The organism is Pantoea jilinensis (assembly GCF_019104105.1).
Taxonomy (GTDB): Bacteria; Pseudomonadota; Gammaproteobacteria; order Enterobacterales; family Enterobacteriaceae; genus Pantoea; species Pantoea eucalypti.
Genome location: NZ_CP077746.1, coordinates 2,173,699 through 2,192,413, shown reverse-complemented (window position 1 = coordinate 2,192,413; position 18,715 = coordinate 2,173,699). Strand labels below are relative to the sequence as shown.

Genomic DNA, 18,715 nt, shown 5'->3' with positions numbered 1-18,715 from the left:
GAGGCACGCCCATCCGGACAACGTCAGCAGTAAACGAAGCGATAAATCAGTGAGAAATCAGACCACGTAGCGCCACACCGTTTTTGGTACGCAGCCCAGATCATATAACCGTCCGCCAGAGACCAGTTCAGCGCGTCGATGGTCGGCAGCCCGGTACATATTGATAATTTCCAGATCATTGGTCAGGGAGTAATTAAGATGATCGAAAAGCTTTTCCAGACTGTCTGAATTATTTACTTTGCGGAATTTAAGCAGGTAATCGTGCGCAGTCATCATTGCCATAATAGATAGAAGTAACAAAGGAGTGCTCAGTATAGGGGGCGGGCTTGGTCTGTCCAGATCATGCAGGTGAAAAAAGCCGAAAATCAGACAAAATCACCTTATTAGTCACTAAAAGTCCATATTCCTCGTTCTGATTATGCACGATGTTGGTAACTCAGCGCCTTAGTTTACTACGTCAGCCTGACTGGTTCGGGTTACTGCGGCAATTAAACGTTAAAAATAAGCAGCACAATATTATTTTTTATTCCATTTGACCCTGACAGCACATGAATACCTTATTTATTACACTTTAACCGCAGGAAATTTAACCGTTAAATAACGAATGCCATAGAAACGTTTCGCGCCTGATTCGTCTTCACCATCGATTGTGCGGACAATCACAAATCCCATTTTTTGTTCACCGCAAACCGGATAACCCATTTTGTACGCCTGCCTGTAATCGTTTCCAGTGGCATTAAACATAAGCGATTCTGTTTATTACATTTATTTAACCGGCATTGTAATTTTACTCAGCGATTTTATCCATAACACCCCTGTTGGAAAACTGCTCGCTCTGCACGTAACTCCTTTAAATTGCTCTGTTTTGTGAAGTGTGTCGCCATTATGCACGCTTTTTTAGTCCAGTCTAAGCAGGCTCTCTACCCTAAACAGCAAACGCCTTTCAGAGGATTAAAAACTATGTGGAAACGTTTACTTCTGACCACGCTGGTCAGCGCCGCGTTAACCGGCCCGGTACTCGCTGCTGATATGACGGTCGGCTTCTCGCAGGTCGGTTCAGAATCTGGCTGGCGCTCAGCGGAAACTAACGTAGCGAAAAGCGAAGCCAAAAAACGCGGAATCACCCTGAAAATCGCCGACGGACAGCAGAAACAAGAGAATCAGATCAAAGCCGTGCGTTCGTTCATTGCTCAGGGCGTTGATGCCATCTTTATCGCGCCTGTGGTACAGACCGGCTGGGAGCCGGTACTGGAAGAAGCCAAAGATGCCAAAATACCGGTTTACCTGCTGGATCGCGCCATCGTGGTGAAAGACAAATCGCTCTATCAGGCGGTGGTGACAGCTGACAACGTGCTGGAAGGCAAGCTGATTGGCGACTGGCTGGTAAAAACCGTAGGCGACAAAAAATGTAACGTGGTCGAACTGCAGGGCACGGTCGGTGCCAGCGTGGCAATCGACCGCAAGAAAGGCTTTGCCGAGGCAATCAGCAACCACCCTAACATTAAAGTGATCCGTTCTCAGTCCGGTGACTTTACCCGCAGTAAAGGTAAAGAGGTGATGGAGAGCTTTATCAAGGCGGAAAACAACGGCAAAAACATCTGCATGGTTTACGCGCATAACGATGACATGGCGATCGGTGCCATTCAGGCCATTAAGGAAGCCGGTCTGAAACCGGGCAAAGATATTCTGACTGGCTCAATTGATGGCGTACCGGATATCTACAAAGCGATGCTGGCGGGTGAGGCTAACGCCAACGTGGAACTGACGCCAAATATGGCGGGTCCGGCGTTTGATGCGCTGGAAAAATTCAAAAAAGATGGCACGCTGCCGCCAAAAGTGATCAAGACCGAATCGAAGCTGTTCCTGCCTGCTGATGCACAGGCGGAGCTGGATAAGAAAAACGGTATGGGTTACTGATTCACCGACCCGTCAAAGACCAGCCGCAGACCGCCCTCCGGGGCGGTTTTTCATGACGTAAGGCGGAGTGAGCAGAATGACCACGCAAAATGAAACACCGCTGCTATCCATCAGCGGCATTAGCAAAGGTTTTCCCGGCGTCAAAGCGCTGAATAATGTTTCCTTTGATATACGCAAAGGGGAGATCATGGCGCTGCTGGGCGAGAACGGTGCCGGTAAATCCACGCTGATTAAAGTGCTGACCGGTGTTTACAGCCGCGACGCCGGCACCATTACCCTGAACGGCGAGCCGATTACACCGCACAATACGGCGCAGGCGCAGGAGATGGGTATCGGCACCGTTTATCAGGAAGTGAATATGCTGCCGAACATGTCGGTGGCAGATAACCTCTATATAGGGCGTGAGCCGCGTCGTTTTGGCATGATTGACCGTCGGAAGATGGTGCGTGATGCCGATGCGCTGATGCGAAATTACGGTTTTTCCCTTGATGTCACGCGTCCGCTGGGCCACTACTCGGTGGCAATGCAGCAGATTATTGCTATCTGTCGCGCGGTCGACCTTTCTGCTCAGGTGCTGATCCTCGACGAGCCAACAGCCAGTCTGGATGCCAGTGAAGTCGAGATGCTGTTTACCCTGATGGCGCAGTTAAAAGCCAAAGGGATGAGCCTGATCTTTGTGACCCATTTTCTTGACCAGGTGTACCGAATTACTGACCGGATTACCGTGCTGCGTAACGGGCAATTTATCGCGACTCGTGAGACCGCCACGCTGCCACAGATTGAACTGATTAAGCTGATGTTAGGACGTGAACTGCTTGAGACGGCGTTACAGCGTCAGGGCAGCACGCTGCGCAGCAATCAGCCGGTGGTGTCATTTGAAGATTACGGCAGAAAGGGCACCATTGAGCCTTTTAACCTGGCCGTGCGTCCCGGTGAGGTGGTGGGACTGGCGGGTCTGCTGGGCTCAGGCCGCACCGAAACCGCAGAAGTGTTGTTTGGTATTCGTCGCGCCGATCGTGGAACCGCGACGATCAAAGGTAAAGTGCAGCGTATTACCAACCCGGCGAAAGCCTCACAGCTTGGCATGGGGTTTTGCCCGGAAGATCGTAAGACAGACGGGATTATTGGCGCGGCCTCCGTGCGCGAAAATATTATTCTGGCATTGCAGGCGCAGCGCGGCTGGTTACGGCCCATTAAAAAACGCGAGCAGCAGGCGATTGCCGATCGTTTCATCAAAAGTCTGGGCATTCGCACGCCGCACGCTGAGCAGCCGGTAGAGCTGTTATCGGGTGGCAATCAGCAGAAGGTGTTGCTGTCGCGCTGGCTGGTGACCAAACCGCAGTTTTTGATCCTCGACGAGCCGACACGCGGTATTGATGTGGGTGCGCACGCCGAGATTATCCGTTTAATCGAATCCCTTTGCGCCGATGGTCTGGCGCTGCTGGTGATCTCCTCTGAACTCGAAGAGCTGGTCGGTTATGCCGATCGGGTGCTGATCATGCGCGATCTGAAGCAGGTGGCAGAAATTCCGCTGGAGCAGCTTTCGGTGGCGTCGATCGTGAATGCTATCGCGGACGGAGGGGCAAAACATGCTTGAGTCACCTATGACATCTGAAAAAACGCCACGTCGTAAGCTGAAACTCCCGCCGGGGATGCCGCAAATCGCCGCGCTGCTGTTGGTGCTGTTAATCGACAGTCTGGTGGCCAATAACTTTTTTGCAGTGCATCTGCAGGATGGCCGTCTGTTCGGCAGTCCGATCGATATTCTTAACCGTGCGGCACCGGTTGCCCTGCTGGCGATAGGGATGACGCTGGTGATCGCGACTGGCGGCATCGATCTTTCCGTAGGGGCGGTGATGGCGATAGCGGGCGCAACGGCCGCCACACTGACCGTCGCCGGGCACGGTGTGCCGTTTATTATTCTCTGCACGCTGGCAACCGGTTTAGCCTGTGGTTTGTGGAACGGGGTGCTGGTGGCGCTGCTGCGTATTCAGCCATTTGTTGCGACGCTGATTCTGATGGTTGCCGGGCGAGGTATTGCTCAGCTGATTACCCAGGGTCAGATTGTGACGTTCGACAGTGACAGTCTTGGCTGGTTTGGTAACGGCTCGCTGTGGATGTTGCCGGTGCCGGTCTGGATCACGCTGGTGGTCGCGCTGGCCGTCTGGCTGCTGACGCGCAAAACCGCGCTGGGTCTGTTTATCGAAGCGGTGGGGATTAACCTGCGCGCTGCCCGCAATGCGGGTGTGACGGGCTGGCTGGTGGTGATGTCCACCTACGCGATCAGTGGCGTCTGTGCGGCAGTGGCCGGGCTCATCGTCGCGGCGGATATTCGCGGTGCAGATGCCAATAACGCCGGTTTGTGGCTGGAGCTGGACGCGATTCTCGCCGTGGTGATAGGCGGTGCATCCCTGATGGGTGGCCGTTTTAATCTGGTGCTGTCGCTGATTGGTGCGCTGATTATTCAGTCGATGAATACCGGGATTCTGCTCTCCGGCTTCCCGCCTGAGCTGAATCAGGTGGTGAAAGCGGTGGTGGTGATGTGCGTGTTGTTACTGCAGTCACCGCGATTTATTGCGATGTTAAAACGGAGGCGTCCGACATGATTAAACGTCATCTTCCGCTGATGATTACCTTGCTGGTGTTTGTGGCGGGTTATCTGTTTTGTCTGAGTCAGTTTCCGGGCTTTGCTTCTACCCGGGTAATTTGCAATATCCTGACCGATAACGCGTTCCTTGGCATTATCGCCGTCGGCATGACTTTTGTGATTTTATCTGGCGGTATCGATCTGTCGGTCGGCGCAGTGATTGCTTTTACCGGTGTTTTTCTGGCGCGGGCAATTGGTGATTTCCATGTCGATCCGCTGCTGGCCTTTGCGTTGATTCTGTCAATGGGCGCGCTGTTTGGTGCCATGATGGGCTGGCTGATCGATGCGCTTAAGATCCCGGCGTTTATTATTACGCTGGCAGGAATGTTTTTCCTGCGTGGCTGTTCTTATCTGGTGTCTGAGAACTCGATTCCTATCGATCATCCGCTTTATACCATGCTTTCCAGTCTGGCGTGGAAAGTGCCGGGTGGTGGGCGTCTGAGCCTGCTGGCCGTGATTATGCTGGTGGTGGTGATTGGCGGGATTATTCTGGCGCACCGCACGCGCTTTGGTAATCGGGTTTATGCTATTGGCGGGAATCTGACCTCCGCACAGCTGATGGGTGTTTCAACCCGTGCGACCACCATTAAGATTTATATGCTTTCCACCACGCTGGCGACGCTGGCTGGCATCGTGTTCTCGATCTATACCTCGGCAGGTTATGCGCTGGCCGGGTTGGGTGTGGAGCTGGATGCGATTGCATCGGTGGTGATTGGCGGCACGTTGTTGTCGGGTGGTGTCGGTACGGTGCTGGGTACGCTGTTTGGTGTGTTGATTCAGGGGCTGATTCAGACGTGGATTAATTTTGACGGCACGCTGAGTTCGTGGTGGACCAAGATCGCCATCGGGATTCTGCTGTTTGCGTTTATCGCGCTGCAGCGGTTACTGACGGTGATCTGGGATCGTCAGCAGAACGCACCGGTTAAACGCATCCCAACCTGAGTATTGCGTATCCCGGTTAATGGCGGCTCTCAGGAGCCGCCTTTTACTGCGCCAGATGCAGGACCATCACCGTGACTTCTTCTCCCGCTATGTGCCGCTGTTCCACCGCCTGCCATCCTGAACGCTGATAGTACGCCTGCTGATCGGGAGTATAGAGCCAGAGTTCACTAATTCGCTTTTGTCTGGCCCGCGCAATTACCTGCTGGATCAACGCTTTTGCTACGCCCTGACCGCGAAATTTTTTGTCCGTCACCACTTCACCCATCCAGTATTCTCTTGCCGGGATGTCGTCCAGTTCATAGCGGATGACGCTACAGGTCGCGATGACCGTTTCGCCATCCGGCGTGGCAACAAGGGTAAATTCCGCCGAGCCTGTCTGGTTCCTTTGGTGTAAATGCGCAAGGATGGTGGGTTGATGTGACCAGGCTGGATGATGTGACCATTCAGTGTGCAGCAGTTGTGCTGTTTGTCTGGCGTAGTCGGGATGTTGGTTCAGATCGACAACTTGCATGGCGCTGGTTACCTTCGTTTTGTCAGTCTACAAGCAATACAGGCTGGTGGGGGAAAGTGCAAGATGATGAAAGAGTTGAGTTTTAGCAAAGAGACCGGTGCTCTCATGTATTACCGGGAAAACAATCGCTATGGGATTCAGGTGTAAGGTCAGGAAAGGTAGGCCTGATCGCAAAGGATTCCCGCATCCATGCGGATCGGCCGCGCCATCCCTGGCGCGGACGCTTTGCTCTTCAGGCATACCATTCCTTCCCGGTTGGGCTTGATCATTGCTGTAATGGACAGTGCGAGATTGAAAGAATGGAGTGCACAGTTGCAGCGAAATGGGACTTTCGCAGTAAGGGCTTTTATTACATGCTGAGCTTTTGAATATTCGCAAAAATGCAAAATTAAGGAGGGGATGGCGGGCAGTGGAGTAAAGCGTCCGCCGCAGGGACGCGGCGGCCGAGCCTACAGGGATGTATTTACGGAGACTTTACGGAACGCCCGCCATTCCCGACTGAATAGCACGAACCTGCAAACAAACGGCGCTTTATCGATCCTGAACCGATTTCTTTTCAGAACCCCTAAAGCGCCGTTTAATCACTTATTAACGTTTCAGACGGTAGTACGCTTCGTTCCAGCGCAGCGCGTCTTTAAACGCAGGCAAGGTGGTGTGCTCATCAATCACCAGCACTTCAATATCGTTCATCTCACCGTACAGATACATATCCTCCAGCGTCAGCGCCTGGCTGAACACCGTATGGTGTGCACCGCCGCCCAGAATCCATGCTTCAGAGGCGGTCGCCAGTGATGGCTGCGCTTTCCACAGTGCGCGCGCAACCGGCAACTTCGGCAGCGGTTTCGGCTGTTCGATAGCATCCACCACGTTAACCAGCAGACGGAAACGGTCGCCCATATCGATCACGCTGGCGTTAACCGCACGGCCCGCTGGGGTGGAGAAAATCATACGCGCCGGATCGGCTTTATCACCAATGCCCAGGAACTGCACATCGATTAAGGGTTTCTCTTCAATGGCAATTGACGGGCAGACTTCCAGCATGTGCGAGCCAAGCACTAAATCGTTGCCTGGTGAGAAGTGATAGGTGTAATCCTCCATAAAGGAGGTGCCACCTTTGCGGTCACCGGCCAGCACTTTGAAGATGCGCAGCAGGGCAGCGGTTTTCCAGTCGCCTTCGCCGGCGAAGCCATAACCCTGACCCATCAGACGCTGAACCGCCAGACCGGGCAACTGCGTCATGCCGTGCAGCGTCTGGAAGTTAGTAGTAAAGGCGTGGCAACCTTCTGCTTCCAGAAAACGCTTCAGACCGAGTTCGATGCGTGCAGCATCCAGCACGTTCTGACGTTTCTCACCGCCAGATGCGGCGACATCGGTAAAGCGATAAAGACTTTCATATTCGTCGATCAGCGCATTCACGTCGCCATCGCTGACGCCATTGATCACCTCAACCAGATCGCCAACGCCCCAGCCATTCACTGAATAGCCGAACTGAATCTGCGCGGCGACTTTATCGCCTTCGGTTACGGCCACTTCACGCATGTTGTCGCCAAAGCGAGCGACTTTCAGCTGCTGGCTGGCCTGTTTAGCCAGTGCTGCACGCATCCAGTTGCCCAGGCGCTGCTGGCTGGCGCTGTCTTTCCAGTGACCGGTCACCACGCTGTGCTGCAGACCCATGCGCGCGCCGATGAAACCGAACTCACGGCCGCCATGTGCGGTCTGGTTCAGGTTCATAAAGTCCATGTCCATGCTGTCCCACGGGATCTCGGCATTGAACTGGGTATGGAATTGCAGCAGCGGCTTATTCAGTACGCTCAGGCCGCCGATCCACATTTTGGCCGGGGAGAAAGTGTGCAGCCAGGTAATGAGCCCAACGCACTGCTTGTCATAATTAGCATCGCGACACAGGGCCAGCGCTTCATCCGGTGACTTCACCAGCGGTTTCAGCTCCAGACGCAGTGGTAAACCGGCCTGATTTAAACCCTCGACGACCTGACGTGCATTCTGTTCAACCTGGCGTAACGTTTCCGCCCCATAGAGATGCTGCGTGCCGATAACAAACCACACGCTGTAATTGTTTGACTGTTCCATAAAACCACTCCTTCACTTAGCGCCTACCTGATAGGCTATTTTATTTGTCATTCCGAACCTGGGCAGCGCTCACACAGGCTGCTTTAGCAACCTGAACGCCCGTCAGGGCGGCCCTGAAGGGGCGAGCGCAGCGAGTAATCCTCACGTACGCCCTCTACGCTCCGGTTGCTCCGCACTGTCCGTGTCCAGACTGCCTGCAACAATTACGCCTGTTGGGAGAGGCTCGTCGCGGAAGCGGGGCGGGCGGCGTATTGCGGTTCAGCCGTCACGCACCATTGTTGATAGCGTTGATACAGTTGTTGATAGCGGGCAACGCGCGCCGGATCGGGCTGCAGCGTCACGGCAATCGGACTGGCCATGACCTGCTGAGCATCCGGGACGCTGGCGTGAACACCGGCGGCAACGGCGGCGAAAATGGCCGCACCCAATGCACAGCACTCGTCAGAGGCGACGATATCCAGTGGCCGATTCATCACATCGCAGCAGGCCTGCATAATCGCCGGAGATTTTCGCGCGATGCCGCCGAGAGTCAGAATGCTCTCGACCGGGATCTGCTGCTGCTCGAAGCACTCCATAATGGCGCGCGCGCCAAACGCGGTTGCTGCGACCAGACCACCAAACAATGCAGGGGCATCAGTGCCCAGATTCAGGTCGGTAATCACCCCTTTCAGACGCTGATTTGCATTCGGTGTGCGGCGCCCGTTAAACCAGTCCAGTACCACCGGCAGGTGATCGAGCTGCGGATTGGCAGCCCAGGCCTCGGTTAAATCCTTAATCAGCGTTTTTTGCATCTCAGCCAGCTGAGGCTTCAGTTCCGGATGCTGCTGCGCCGCCAGCTGTAATGGCCAGCCCAGCAAACGGCTGAACCAGGCGTAGATATCACCAAAGGCAGACTGACCCGCCTCCAGTCCGATAGCGCCAGGTACCACGCTGCCATCAACCTGACCACAGATGCCCTTGATATCGCGATCGCCGACCTTTTCTGCGTCAGCAATCAGAATGTCGCAGGTTGAGGTGCCGATGACTTTTACCAGCGTATAAGGTTTAGCTCCGCCGCCGACCGCGCCCATGTGACAGTCAAACGCGCCACCGGAAAGCGTCACGGTCTGCGTCAGACCAAGACGCTGCGCCCATTCCGGGCTGAGGGTGCCCACCGGCATATCAGCGGTCCAGGTGTCAGTGAACAGCGGGGAGTCGAGCTGCTGCGTTAACAGCGGGTCGAGCGCATTCAGGAAATCGACATCGGGCAGGCCGTTCCAGTCGCCGTGCCACAACGCTTTATGTCCGGCGGCACAACGGCCGCGACGCAGCTTATCTGGTGCGGTGGTGCCGCTTAACAGGGCGGGCACCCAGTCGCACAGCTCCACCCAGGAGACGGCGGCTTCGCGCACAGCCGAATCTTCACGCGACACGTGCAGAATCTTCGCCCAGAACCACTCCGAAGAATAAATGCCGCCGATATAGCGGCTGTAATCCTGGAAGCGGCCACTGTGGCAAAGCTGATTAATCTCTTCCGCTTCTTCTATAGCCGTGTGATCTTTCCACAACACGAACATCGCGTTGGGGTTCTCAGCGAACTCCGGACGCAGCGCCAGCACGTTGCCGTCGCGGTCAATAGGCGCCGGGGTAGAACCGGTGCTGTCAACGCCAATGCCGACCACGGCGTTGCGCTGATCTTCACTCAGTGCATTCAGAACGCCGAGCAGCGCCTGCTCCATAGCGTCAATATAATCCTGTGGATGGTGGCGAAAACGGTTGGTGTGCGGATCGCTGTATAAGCCCTGTTGCCAGCGCGGATAGCTGAACACCGCACTCTGCAGCTCTTTGCCGCTATGACAATCCACGGCCAGCGCACGCACCGAATCACTACCAAAGTCCAGCCCAAGGGTGATGGCTCCAGCACGCATCGGAATCTCCTGTAGTTAGTTAACGCCTTTATCCTGGGTTCGGTGCGCCAAATCAGTTAGTCATGGCTGGCTGACAATATGCACTTTTCTGTCATCGGCAGTGATTTTGTGATCCATTGCATAAGTTAAGGGCCGGTTAAATTTGCTGAATATATGGATGATTTTGCCGTGATTTTAAGATGTGATACCGCTCTACATTTTTCTTCGCTAATACCGCTAAAACTAGCCCAGCGTCTGGACACTCTGTCAGCACATGCCAGCCTAACGCACTGATTTATGGCTGTACCCACAAAACAAAACTTACTGGTAGCGTTTACACCGATTCGTTATTAGCAGCGAAAAATAACCTGGTACCGGAGAGCATCATGCATAAATTCACTAAAGCATTCGCGGCCATCGGCCTGGCAGCGGTTATGTCACAATCCGCTATCGCCGAGACCATGAAGCTGGGTTTTTTAGTCAAGCAACCAGAAGAACCCTGGTTCCAGACTGAATGGAAATTCGCCGATAAAGCGGGCAAAGATCTTGGCTTTGATGTCATCAAAATTGCCGTGCCGGATGGTGAAAAAACCCTGAATGCCATCGACAGCCTGGCGGCGAACGGCGCAAAAGGTTTTGTCATCTGTACGCCCGATCCAAAACTCGGTTCCGCCATCATGGCAAAAGCGCGCGGCTACGGCCTGAAAGTCATCGCAGTGGATGATCAGTTCGTCACCGCCAAAGGCAAGCCAATGGATACCGTGCCACTGGTGATGATGGCGGCCACTAAAATTGGTGAGCGTCAGGGTCAGGAGCTTTATAAAGAGATGCAGAAACGCGGCTGGGATGTGAAAACCACCGGCGTGATGGCCATTACCGCCAACGAACTCGACACCGCTCGTCGTCGTACTGGCGGCTCAATGGACGCGATCAAAGCCGCTGGCTTCCCGGCAGCCCAGATCTACCAGGTCCCAACCAAATCTAACGACATCCCTGGCGCGTTTGATGCCGGTAACTCCCTGCTGGTGCAGCATCCTGAAGTCAAACACTGGCTGATTGTCGGCATGAACGACAACACCGTGCTGGGCGGCGTACGTGCGACTGAAGGTCAGGGCTTTAAAGCGGCTGACGTCATCGGTATCGGCATCAACGGCGTCGATGCCATCAGCGAACTGTCGAAAGACAAGGCGACCGGCTTCTACGGTTCGCTGCTGCCAAGCCCGGATATCCACGGCTACAAAAGCAGCCAGATGCTCTACAACTGGGTCAGCAAAGGTGAAGAGCCACCTAAATTCACCGAAGTTACTGATGTGGTGCTGATCACCCGTGACAACTTCAAAACTGAACTGGCGAAAAAAGGACTGATGTAACTCCGAGCCTGCCGGGCTGTTCGTTGCCCGGCATCCTTAATAGCCCATTTCGCGTCGCCCGCCATAACCGGCCGGTGGCGCGAAAGAGTGAGGATTAACATGAACACTGATTCAGCATTTCTGTCGTTTCATGGCATCAGTAAAACTTTCCCTGGCGTGAAAGCGTTGCAGGATATCTCCTTCGACTGCCGTGGCGGTGAAGTTCACGCTCTGATGGGCGAGAACGGCGCAGGCAAATCGACGCTGTTAAAAATACTCAGCGGCAGTTATCAGCCGAGCGGCGGTGAGATTCGTATTAAAGGCAAGCCGATGAGTTTTCAGCGCACGACGGATGCACTGGACGCGGGCGTCGCCATTATTTACCAGGAACTGCATCTGGTGCCGGAAATGAGCGTGGCGGAGAACATCTATCTCGGTCAGATTCCGCACAAACATGGACTGGTCAACCGTAAGCTGATGCGTTTTGAGGCGGGCGTACAGCTGAAAAATCTCGGCATGGATATCGATCCCGATATGCCGCTGAAATACCTGTCACTGGGCCAGTGGCAGATGGTGGAGATTGCCAAAGCGCTGGCGCGCAACGCACGTATTATCGCCTTTGATGAGCCAACCAGCTCCCTGTCGGCGCGTGAAATCGACAACCTGTTCCGCGTCATTCGCCAGCTCCGCGAGGAGGGCCGGGTGGTGCTCTACGTGTCTCACCGTATGGAAGAGATTTTCGCCCTTAGCGATGCCATCACCGTGTTTAAAGATGGCCGCTACGTGCGGACATTTACTGACATGGCGAACACCCATCACGACGATCTGGTGCAGGCGATGGTTGGGCGCAACCTGGGTGATATCTATGGCTACTCACCGCGTCCCAAAGGGGAAGTGCGGCTGGAGCTGGACAAGGTTGAAGCGAAGGGCGTGCGTACGCCAATTTCACTGAAAGTCCATGCCGGTGAAATCGTTGGACTGTTTGGACTGGTCGGTGCCGGACGCAGTGAACTGCTGAAGGGCCTGTTCGGCGGCACGCGTTTGCGTGGCGGTCAGGTCATCCTGGACGGCAAGCCACTGCCGCTGCGTGAGCCGATTGACGCCATTCGTGCCGGCATCATGCTCTGCCCGGAAGATCGTAAAGCTGAGGGCATTATTCCGGTGCACTCGGTGCGCGACAACATCAACATCAGCGCCCGCCGTCACAACCTGACTGCCGGTTGCCTGATAAAAAACGGCTGGGAAAACAAGAACGCCGACAGCCATATCCGCTCGCTGAATATTAAAACGCCCAGCGCCGATCAGCTGATCATGAACCTTTCTGGCGGTAATCAGCAGAAAGCGATCCTGGGACGCTGGCTCTCTGAGGATATGAAAGTGATCCTGCTGGATGAGCCAACGCGCGGCATCGATGTCGGTGCCAAACATGAAATTTATAACCTGATTTATCAGCTGGCGAACCGGGGCATTGCGGTGCTGTTCGCCTCGAGCGATTTACCGGAAGTGATGGGCCTGGCCGATCGCATCGTTGTGATGCGTGAAGGTGCCATTGCCGGTGAACTGCTGCACGACGACGCCACGGAGCAGCAGACGCTGAGCCTGGCGATGCCCAAAACCACTCAAGCGGCCGCCGTGGCCTGACAGGAGATCATCATGGCTTCATCTACGACCTCAAATACACCGCAGCCCGCTTCACGCGGCGGCCTGCAGTTAGGTCGCATCTGGGACAACTTCGGCATGCTGGTGGTATTTGCACTGCTGTTTATTGTCTGTGCGATTTTTGTGCCGAACTTCGGCTCGTTTATCAATATGAAAGGCTTAGGGCTGGCGATGTCGATGTCCGGCATGGTCGCCTGCGGCATGCTGTTCTGTCTGGCCTCCGGTGATTTTGACCTGTCGGTCGCTTCCGTCATCGCCTGTGCGGGGGTCGTCACCGCCGTGGTCATCAATATGACGGAAAGCCTGTGGATTGGTGTGGGTGCCGGACTGGTGCTCGGCATGATCACCGGCTTTATCAACGGCTTTGTGATTGCGCGACTGAAGATCAATGCCCTGATCACCACGCTGGCGACGATGCAGATCGTACGCGGCCTGGCTTATATCTTCTCTGACGGTAAAGCCGTTGGTATTGAAGATGAGCGCTTCTTTGAACTGGGCTTTGCCAACTGGCTGGGTGTGCCCGCGCCGATCTGGCTGACTCTGGCCACCATGGTGATCTTCGGCTTCCTGCTCAACAAAACCACCTTTGGTCGTAATACGCTCGCGATTGGTGGCAATGAAGAGGCGGCGCGCCTGGCGGGTGTACCGGTAGTGCGCACCCGTATCATCATCTTTATCCTCTCCGGCCTGGTCTCTGCGGCGGCGGGCATTATTCTGGCGTCACGTATGACCAGCGGCCAGCCGATGACCTCCATCGGCTATGAACTGGTGGTGATTTCTGCCTGCGTACTGGGTGGTGTTTCACTGAAGGGCGGCATCGGTAAGATCTCTTACGTGGTGGCGGGGGTATTGATCCTCGGCACGGTAGAGAATGCGATGAATTTATTGAATATCTCGCCATTCTCACAGTATGTGGTGCGCGGTCTGATACTGTTAGCTGCGGTGATTTTTGACCGTTACAAACAGAAAAAAGCCTGATTGAGCGAGCCGTTGGCCTGCGGACGCAGAGGTGTCTGCAGGCTATCCGAACAATAACAGACTGAGTGAGGACGCTATGTATCACCGCGAATTACCGGCTGAGCAGCAAAACCCCTTGTTGCCGGGCTATTCATTCAATGCCTGGCTGGTGGCAGGGCTGACGCCCATCACTGCCGATGGTCCGCTCGATTTTTTTATCGACCGCCCGCACGGCATGAAAGGTTACATTCTGAATCTCACCATTAAAGGCAAAGGGCGGGTATTCGACGGCGAGCGGGCATTTGACTGCGAGCCTGGCGAAATGCTGCTGTTTCAGCCAAAAACCGCCCACTACTATGGTCGCGCGCCGGACAGTCCGCAGTGGTTCCACCGCTGGGTCTATTTCCGTCCGCGCGCCTACTGGCACGACTGGCTGCGCTGGCAGGATGAGCAGGAGGGTGTGGGACGACTGCTGCTGCCTGAGTCACTGCGTGGCGAATTTGACCGACTGTTTGCCAGTATCGAACAGACCCATAATTCGGGTCGGCGCTTTGCGGAAGAGCTGGCGATGAACCTGCTGGAGCGACTACTGCTACGTGCCGTTGAAGAAGATCCGCGTAGTCATCAGCTCATCCGCGATCCACGCGTAATTGAAGCCTGCCAGTATGTGACCAACCATCTTGCCAGCGAAGTGAAGATTGAAGAGGTGGCGCGTCACGTCTGCCTGTCACCGTCGCGGCTGGCACACCTGTTCCGCGAGCAGATGGGTGTAAATCTGCTGCGCTGGCGTGAAGATCAGCGCGTTATTCGCGCCAAACTGTTGCTGCAGACCACCCAGGAACCGATCGCCTCGGTAGGGCGTGAAGTGGGTTACGACGACCAGCTCTACTTCTCGCGCGTGTTTCGCAAGCGTGTTGGTGTCAGTCCCAGCGATTTCCGCCGCCGCAATCAGGACGCACATGACAGCCTGGCGGCGCAGACGGCCTGGCCCCTGGCGCGGAGTGCTATCTCTTAGTTTTTTCGGGAGATTCCGCCTTGTCCTCACCTGGTTAATAGTCTTAAATCAATCAGGTTAGCGACAAAGAGGAATCAAAATGAGCGATAAATTACGTGTTGGTCTGATCGGCTACGGTTTTGCCAGTAAAACGTTTCACGCCCCGCTGATTGCAGGGACACCGGACGTCGAGCTGGCAGCCATTTCCAGTAGCGACGCCAGCAAAGTCCACGCCGACTGGCCTGCTGTTAAAGTGGTGGCCGATCCTCAGGCGCTGCTGGACGACCCTACGCTGCAACTGATTGTTATTCCTACCCCCAACGACACCCACTTCCCGCTGGCAAAAGCGGCGCTGAACGCCGGTAAACATGTGGTGGTCGACAAGCCGTTTACCGTGACGTTGTCACAGGCGCGCGAACTGGATGCGCTGGCGAAAGCCAAAGGTTTGCTGCTATCGGTGTTCCATAACCGCCGCTGGGACAGTGACTTTCTGACGCTGAAATCCCTCCTTGAGACAGGCTCACTGGGTGAAGTGCGCTATTTCGAATCGCACTTTGACCGCTTCCGTCTGGAAGTGCGTAATCGCTGGCGCGAAATGAAGGGCGCAGGCAGCGGAATCTGGTATGACCTGGGGCCACATCTGCTGGACCAGGCGCTGCAGCTGTTTGGCCCGCCGGTCGCTATTAATGTCGACCTGGCCGAGATGCGTCCGGGCGCGCAGACCACCGACTACTTCCACGCCACGCTGACCTACCCGCAGCGCCGCGTGGTGCTGCACGCCAGCATGCTGGTGGCAGCAGAATCTGCCCGTTATACCGTCCACGGCACGCGCGGCAGTTACGTCAAATATGGTCTGGACCCACAGGAAGATCGCCTGAAGTCGGGGGATTTCCCGCCGCAGGAGGACTGGGGTTATGACATGCGCGACGGCACGCTGACGTTAGTTGACGGTGATTCACTGACGGAAACTACTCAACTGACTCAGCCGGGCAACTATCCCGCTTACTATGCGGGCATCCGCGATGCGATTGCCGGACGCGGTAACAATCCGGTGACGGCGGAAGAGGCGATTCAGGTGATGGAGCTGATTGAACTGGGTCTGCAATCCGCTGAGAAACGCCAGACGATGTCGCTGAAGCGCGTCTGATCTGTAGGTGCTTAATGCAGAAAGCAGAACGGGCCGGTTATCCGGCCCGTTTTATTAGCAGCGCCAACTGCAAGACCGAGCCAGCGAAGGGAGCACGGCCAGATCGGAAAGACGCAAAAGCCGCCATCCATGGCATGCTCGGCCCTCGCCGCCCTGGCGCGGGACGCTTTCCTCTTCTGACCGTGTTCCCTGCGCGTCAAGCATATGCGTGGCTGTCAGAATTGCCCGGAGTGTGTTGGGGCAGCAGAGTGACGGGCCGGTTATCCGGCCCGTTTTTTGTCGCTACGCTTCAGGATTACTGCACGCGTGCGCGGATAGCCGCTTTCTCAGCCTCGCTGAGGAAGGCAATCGTCAGACCATTCTCCTGCGCCTGACGCATCTGCGCTGCGCTCAGACCGGCAGCCGGTGCGGCGTGCTGATACTCATGCGCCAGTTCAATGCCCTGAACCGCCGGATCATCCGTGTTGATGGTCGCCAGAATGCCATGCTCCAGGAAGGTTTTCAGCGGATGCTGCGCCAGTGAGGGCACAGTGCTGGTCTGAATATTGGAGGTCAGGCAGGATTCAATACCAATCCGGTGCTCCGCCAGGAAATCCATCAGCGCGCGATCTTCGATCGCTTTCACACCGTGACCAATACGTTCAGCGCCCAGCTCCCGAATCGCCTGCCAGATGCTCTCTGGTCCAGCCGCTTCGCCCGCATGTACGGTAACGCGGAAGCCGGCATCGCGCGCCTGGGTAAAGTGGCTCAGGAACTCGCTGCCCGGGAAGCCCAGCTCATCTCCCGCCAGATCGACCCCAGTGATGTGATCGCGATGGGCAAGCAAACCTTCCAGCTCGCCGAGGCAGGCATCTTCGCCAAAGGTACGGCTCATAATACCAATCAGACGCACGTCGATATCGTGTTGCTGCCGACCTGCGCGTACGCCCTCGATCACCGCTTCGACCACACCGGCAATCGGCAGGTTGTGGGTCATCGCCATATAACCAGGGGAAAAACGCAGTTCAGTGTAGTGAATGCCGGCGCGCGCGGCATCTTCGACATTCTCCTGCGCGATCCGGCGGCAGGCATCCAGATCGCCCAACACTTTCACGCCCCAGTCGAGCTTCTGCAGGAAGCTCACCAGGTCAGGTTCATTCTCGCCGACCTGCACGTGCGGAAGCAGAGTCTCAAGCGTGGTGGCGGGCAGGGTAAGGTTAAACTGGCGACCTAAATCGAGAATGGTTTGTGCACGAATGTTGCCATCAAGGTGGCGGTGAATATCAGTCAGTGGGATTTTTGAATCGATCATGGCGCACTCGCTCAGTTGTCGGTGAAGTGCAGAGCATTATAAAAATATCTTGCGCAACAGCGCCAGCTATTTGCGCAACAGCCTCGCCGGATGCTGCTTAATTACCCATAACCAGCGAGTGAGAGCCACTTCGCCGATGGATGTCAGCCCTGCAACTGATGTATCGCCGCAATAAGGCGCGAAATGCCATCTTCAATCTTACTACGCGGACAGCCAACGTTAAGACGCAGAAACCCGCTGCCTGCGTCGCCGTAGGTTGAGCCGGGCATAATCGCCACCCGTTGCTGGATCAGCGCCTGTTGCAGTGCCTCTTCAGGAATACCCAGCGCATTCATATCGATCCAGGCGAGATAGGTCGCTTCAGGGATGTGCCAGTCAAGTCCGGGAAACTCAGTGTTGAGGCGATCGGCAACCCGCGTGAAATTGCCGTAAAGATAGCTGCGTAGCGCATCCAGCCACGGCTCGCCATGTCGGTAGGCGGCAACGTGTGCCGTGACGGCCAGCACCGCCGGAGACGAAAGGCCGTCAGCATTTTTCAGCGCCTGAAACCAGGCTGCTCTGTCCGCCGCATCCGGGATGATGCCCCACGCACCCGTCAGGCCCGGCACGTTGAAGCTTTTAGACGCCGAGGTAAACAGCGCCCAGTCACTGCGTGCCACGCTGGCCCACGGAGTATGGGGTTGATTACCCATGATCATATCCATATGGATTTCATCGCTGATCACCCGCACGCCGTGACGATCGCAGAGCGCCGCCATCTGTTGCAGCTCCGTTGTCGTCCAGACTTTGCCGGTGGGATTGTGGGGGCTGCAGAGCAACAGGATTTTGCAGCGCGGGCGCGCCAGTCGCGTCTCCAGCGCGGCCATATCACATCGCCAGCGCCCGCGATCCCGCTGCAACGGCATCTCCAGCACCTGTCGCTGATTGCCGCGTACAGTTTTATAAAAGGCATCGTAGGCGGGAGTATGAAGTACCACTTCATCATCCAGGTGACTCCAGCGACGCAGCATCTGCGCCACCATATAGATCACTGACGGGCCATAAACCAGCGTGTCAGCATCGGGCTGGTAGCCGAAACGACTGGACATCCAGTGACAGCAGGCGGAAAGAAAATCGTCATGCTGCCAGCGACTATAACCCAACACGCCGTGTGCCACGCGCTGCGCCAGCGCCTGCTGAACCGCTGGTGCTGTTCTGAAGTCCATATCGGAAATGGTAAATGGCAACAGATCGGATACGCCAAAGCGGTCAGCCACAAAATCCCACTGCGTAGACCAGCTGCCACGGCGATCGATGACTTCGTCAAAGTTAAACATTATCGGCTCCA

At 55.6% G+C, this 18,715-nt stretch carries 16 protein-coding genes; 9 read left to right on the top strand and 7 right to left on the bottom strand.

The features are described 5' to 3' along the window. Positions 1–57 precede the first annotated feature (57 nt). Both ydgT and KTJ90_RS10300 read right to left on the bottom strand, forming a co-directional pair. Complete coding sequence (gene ydgT, locus KTJ90_RS10305) at positions 58–273, bottom strand: transcription modulator YdgT (protein WP_003853427.1); 216 nt, start codon at positions 271–273, stop codon at positions 58–60. Positions 274–564: 291 nt separating this feature from the next. Then, positions 565–744: a hypothetical protein gene (locus KTJ90_RS10300; RefSeq protein ID WP_140033476.1), complete on the bottom strand. Its 180-nt coding sequence runs from the start codon at positions 742–744 to the stop codon at positions 565–567. 216 nt (positions 745–960) lie between these two features. On the opposite strand from KTJ90_RS10300, the gene ytfQ reads away from it, so the two are divergent. The 4 genes from ytfQ (at position 961) to yjfF (ending at position 5,506) form a co-directional block, all read left to right on the top strand. Continuing rightward, complete coding sequence (gene ytfQ / locus KTJ90_RS10295; RefSeq protein ID WP_008926228.1) at positions 961–1,917, top strand: galactofuranose ABC transporter, galactofuranose-binding protein YtfQ; 957 nt, start codon at positions 961–963, stop codon at positions 1,915–1,917. A 76-nt stretch (positions 1,918–1,993) separates the two neighbouring features. Continuing rightward, entirely contained in the window at positions 1,994–3,514 is a 1,521-nt protein-coding gene (locus KTJ90_RS10290) for a sugar ABC transporter ATP-binding protein (RefSeq protein ID WP_003853431.1), read from the top strand. Further along, a complete protein-coding gene (gene ytfT, locus KTJ90_RS10285) occupies positions 3,507–4,523 on the top strand; it encodes a galactofuranose ABC transporter, ATP-binding protein YtfT (protein ID WP_008926230.1) in 1,017 nt (338 codons plus the stop codon). Before KTJ90_RS10290 ends, ytfT begins: the two co-directional genes overlap by 8 nt. Beyond that, positions 4,520–5,506: a galactofuranose ABC transporter, permease protein YjfF gene (gene yjfF / locus KTJ90_RS10280; protein ID WP_003853433.1), complete on the top strand. Its 987-nt coding sequence runs from the start codon at positions 4,520–4,522 to the stop codon at positions 5,504–5,506. The genes ytfT and yjfF overlap by 4 nt, the downstream gene beginning before the upstream one ends. A gap of 43 nt (positions 5,507–5,549) precedes the next feature. On the opposite strand, the gene KTJ90_RS10275 is transcribed toward yjfF, so the two are convergent. The 3 genes from KTJ90_RS10275 to KTJ90_RS10265 all read right to left on the bottom strand — a co-directional run bounded on the left by KTJ90_RS10275 (position 5,550) and on the right by KTJ90_RS10265 (position 10,012). Then, entirely contained in the window at positions 5,550–6,017 is a 468-nt protein-coding gene (locus tag KTJ90_RS10275) for a GNAT family N-acetyltransferase (RefSeq protein ID WP_499024449.1), read from the bottom strand. Between the two features lie 588 nt (positions 6,018–6,605). Then, positions 6,606–8,105 carry an L-arabinose isomerase gene (gene araA, locus KTJ90_RS10270; RefSeq protein ID WP_499024446.1) on the bottom strand — a complete coding sequence of 500 codons (1,500 nt, stop codon included), beginning with the start codon at positions 8,103–8,105 and terminating at the stop codon, positions 6,606–6,608. A gap of 203 nt (positions 8,106–8,308) precedes the next feature. Beyond that, positions 8,309–10,012 carry a ribulokinase gene (locus tag KTJ90_RS10265; RefSeq protein WP_154926210.1) on the bottom strand — a complete coding sequence of 568 codons (1,704 nt, stop codon included), beginning with the start codon at positions 10,010–10,012 and terminating at the stop codon, positions 8,309–8,311. 365 nt (positions 10,013–10,377) lie between these two features. Here KTJ90_RS10265 and KTJ90_RS10260 point away from each other — a divergent pair, with 365 nt between their 5' ends. The 5 genes from KTJ90_RS10260 (at position 10,378) to KTJ90_RS10240 (ending at position 16,097) form a co-directional block, all read left to right on the top strand. Then, positions 10,378–11,361 carry an arabinose ABC transporter substrate-binding protein gene (locus KTJ90_RS10260; RefSeq protein WP_003853437.1) on the top strand — a complete coding sequence of 328 codons (984 nt, stop codon included), beginning with the start codon at positions 10,378–10,380 and terminating at the stop codon, positions 11,359–11,361. 99 nt (positions 11,362–11,460) lie between these two features. Further along, positions 11,461–12,981, top strand: a complete 1,521-nt coding sequence (araG, locus tag KTJ90_RS10255; protein WP_003853438.1) for an L-arabinose ABC transporter ATP-binding protein AraG — start codon at positions 11,461–11,463, stop codon at positions 12,979–12,981. 12 nt (positions 12,982–12,993) lie between these two features. Beyond that, positions 12,994–13,977, top strand: a complete 984-nt coding sequence (araH, locus tag KTJ90_RS10250) for an L-arabinose ABC transporter permease AraH (protein WP_003853439.1) — start codon at positions 12,994–12,996, stop codon at positions 13,975–13,977. 76 nt (positions 13,978–14,053) lie between these two features. Beyond that, complete coding sequence (gene araC / locus KTJ90_RS10245) at positions 14,054–14,971, top strand: arabinose operon transcriptional regulator AraC (protein ID WP_003853440.1); 918 nt, start codon at positions 14,054–14,056, stop codon at positions 14,969–14,971. Positions 14,972–15,050: 79 nt separating this feature from the next. Continuing rightward, a complete protein-coding gene (locus KTJ90_RS10240; protein WP_003853441.1) occupies positions 15,051–16,097 on the top strand; it encodes an oxidoreductase in 1,047 nt (348 codons plus the stop codon). A gap of 295 nt (positions 16,098–16,392) precedes the next feature. Here the strand turns inward: KTJ90_RS10240 and add are convergent, their stop codons facing one another. Continuing rightward, positions 16,393–17,388 (bottom strand): adenosine deaminase, encoded by a 996-nt coding sequence (add, locus tag KTJ90_RS10235; RefSeq protein WP_003853442.1) that lies wholly within the window; start codon positions 17,386–17,388, stop codon positions 16,393–16,395. Positions 17,389–17,531: 143 nt separating this feature from the next. Continuing rightward, a complete protein-coding gene (locus tag KTJ90_RS10230) occupies positions 17,532–18,704 on the bottom strand; it encodes a MalY/PatB family protein (RefSeq protein WP_078804374.1) in 1,173 nt (390 codons plus the stop codon). Between the last annotated feature and the right edge of the window lie 11 nt (positions 18,705–18,715).